This window comes from Streptomyces milbemycinicus (assembly GCF_002154605.1).
In the GTDB taxonomy this organism is placed as follows: Bacteria; Actinomycetota; Actinomycetes; order Streptomycetales; family Streptomycetaceae; genus Streptomyces; species Streptomyces milbemycinicus.
Map to the genome: position 1 here is coordinate 1 of NZ_MUNE01000559.1, position 2387 is coordinate 2387.

At 68.7% G+C, this 2387-nt stretch carries 4 protein-coding genes; all 4 read left to right on the plus strand.

What is annotated here, in order from left to right:
- The first annotated feature begins 316 nt into the window (after positions 1-316).
- The gene (infC, locus tag CCN51_RS37950; RefSeq protein ID WP_078610881.1) at positions 317-934 is read left to right on the plus strand and encodes a translation initiation factor IF-3; all 618 of its coding nucleotides are present in this window, start codon (positions 317-319) and stop codon (positions 932-934) included.
- Positions 935-1050: 116 nt separating this feature from the next.
- The gene (gene rpmI / locus CCN51_RS37955) at positions 1051-1245 is read left to right on the plus strand and encodes a 50S ribosomal protein L35 (RefSeq protein ID WP_014175142.1); all 195 of its coding nucleotides are present in this window, start codon (positions 1051-1053) and stop codon (positions 1243-1245) included.
- Positions 1246-1346: 101 nt separating this feature from the next.
- Positions 1347-1730 (plus strand): 50S ribosomal protein L20, encoded by a 384-nt coding sequence (rplT, locus tag CCN51_RS37960; RefSeq protein WP_014175141.1) that lies wholly within the window; start codon positions 1347-1349, stop codon positions 1728-1730.
- Between the two features lie 103 nt (positions 1731-1833).
- On the plus strand, positions 1834-2387 hold a 554-nt coding region (locus CCN51_RS37965; protein WP_281262475.1), incomplete at its 3' end, for a TrmH family RNA methyltransferase.

The window sequence follows — 2387 nt, forward strand, 5'->3', positions numbered from 1 at the left end:
GCTCACCGCGGTGGGCATCCTCCGCGGTGAGCATTCTCGGCCAGTCCTGGTATCGTAGATAAACGACCGGCCGGTCACTCGTGTGCCCGGCCCGCAAGTGGAGGCTCCGGACTCCCACCTGAACCGACCCCCGGGTCGGCAGGTCATCGGTCAGGCTGCGCCCCGCGGTGATATCGCGGCGGTGCTCCCGGTCTATGAGGAGCCCCGCCTGCGTACCGTCCGGGGCGTTTTTCACGTCACGGCGCGGTGGTCCGACAAGAACAGACGTTACGCGGCAGTCCGCCAGACGGTCGCGTGGTGCAACCGAGGAGGCCCCATCAGCGCCGAGCCCCGCATCAACGACCGGATTCGCGTCCCCGAGGTGCGACTCGTCGGTCCCAGTGGCGAGCAGGTCGGCATCGTGCCGCTTGCCAAGGCCCTGGAGCTTGCGCAGGAGTACGACCTCGACCTCGTCGAGGTGGCGGCGACCGCACGCCCGCCGGTCTGCAAGCTCATGGACTACGGAAAGTTCAAGTACGAGTCGGCCATGAAGGCCCGTGAGGCGCGCAAGAACCAGGCGCACACGGTCATCAAGGAGATGAAGCTCCGGCCGAAGATCGACCCGCACGACTATGACACCAAGAAGGGTCACGTCGTCCGGTTCCTCAAGCAGGGCGACAAGGTCAAGATCACGATCATGTTCCGCGGCCGTGAGCAGTCCCGGCCCGAGCTCGGCTACCGGCTGCTGCAGCGGCTGGCCGAGGACGTCCAGGAGCTGGGCTTCGTGGAGTCCAACCCGAAGCAGGACGGCCGAAACATGATCATGGTTCTCGGTCCGCACAAGAAGAAGACCGAGGCGATGGCCGAAGCCCGCGAGGCGCAGGCCGCCCGCAAGGCGGAGCGTCAGGGCCACAGCCACGCGGAGGAGCCCGCCGAGGAGCCCGCCGAGGCGTGATTCGAGGCGCGAGCCTCACCCCGGGGCCGCGTGCCCCGGACACAACCCGAAACATCCCGACGCTTCACCGTGCCCACAGCGGCCGGACGGCGTCCCGACGAGGAGAGAACGGCGACATGCCGAAGAACAAGACGCACAGTGGTGCCAGCAAGCGCTTCAAGCTCACCGGCTCCGGCAAGGTGATGCGCCAGCGCGCCGGTCGCCGCCACCTTCTCGAGCACAAGCCGTCCACGTTGACGCGCCGCCTGGCCGGCAAGACCGAGATGGCCCCGGCCGACGCCAAGAAGATCAAGAAGCTTCTCGGCAAGTGATGCCACGCCCCGCTACGGCGGGGCGTGCACCGAGCCGACCGGGACCTATTCGTTTCCGGGCCGCGTGAGTGAGCCGCGGCCCCGTACAAGGAGTTAAACAAGTGGCACGCGTCAAGCGGGCAGTCAACGCCCACAAGAAGCGCCGGGCGATCCTCGAGCAGGCCAGCGGTTACCGGGGCCAGCGCTCCCGCCTGTACCGCAAGGCCAAGGAGCAGGTCACCCACTCCCTGGTCTACAACTACAACGACCGCAAGAAGCGCAAGGGCGACTTCCGTCAGCTGTGGATCCAGCGGATCAACGCCGCTGCCCGCGCCAACGGCATCACGTACAACCGCTTCATCCAGGGTCTGAAGGCCGCCAACATCGAGGTGGACCGCAAGATCCTGGCCGACCTGGCGGTCAATGACGCGAACGCCTTCGCCGCGCTGGTCGAGGCCGCGCAGAAGGCGCTGCCGAGCGACGTGAACGCGCCGAAGGCTGCGTAATCGCTGCGCTGAGCTGTACGGCTACGGACCCGCAGGTGATCGCTCACCTGCGGGTCCGTACGTGTCGGTAGGCACCGGACAACAGAACTGAGAGCACACTCCCATGGCGACCCCCGAGCTGACCTCCCTTAGATCGCCGCGCGTCACCGCGGCGAGACGGCTCGCCAAGCGCAGCTTCCGCGGTAAGGAGCGCAGGTTCCTCGTCGAGGGTCCGCAGGCCGTCCGGGAGGCGATGGCGCACCTCGTGGAGGTGTATGTGACCCCGGAGGCCGCCGCGCGCCACGCGGACATCGTCGCCGCCGCCCGCGCCGCGGGCGCCCCCGTGCTCACCGCGACCGACGAGGTCGTCGCCGAGATGTCGGACACCGTGACCCCGCAGGGCATCGTCGGGCTGTGCCGCTTCCTGGACACGCCGTTCGAGGAGATACTGCGCGCCCGCCCCCGGCTGGTCGCGGTGCTGGCGCATGTCCGCGACCCCGGCAACGCGGGCACCGTGCTGCGCTGCGCGGATGCCGCGGGGGCGGACGCCGTGGTGCTCACCGACGCCTCCGTCGACCTGTACAACCCCAAGTCCGTACGGGCCTCCGTGGGCTCCCTCTTCCATCTGCCCGTCGCCGTCGGCGTGCCCGTGGAGCGCGCCGACGGCGACGGGCAGAT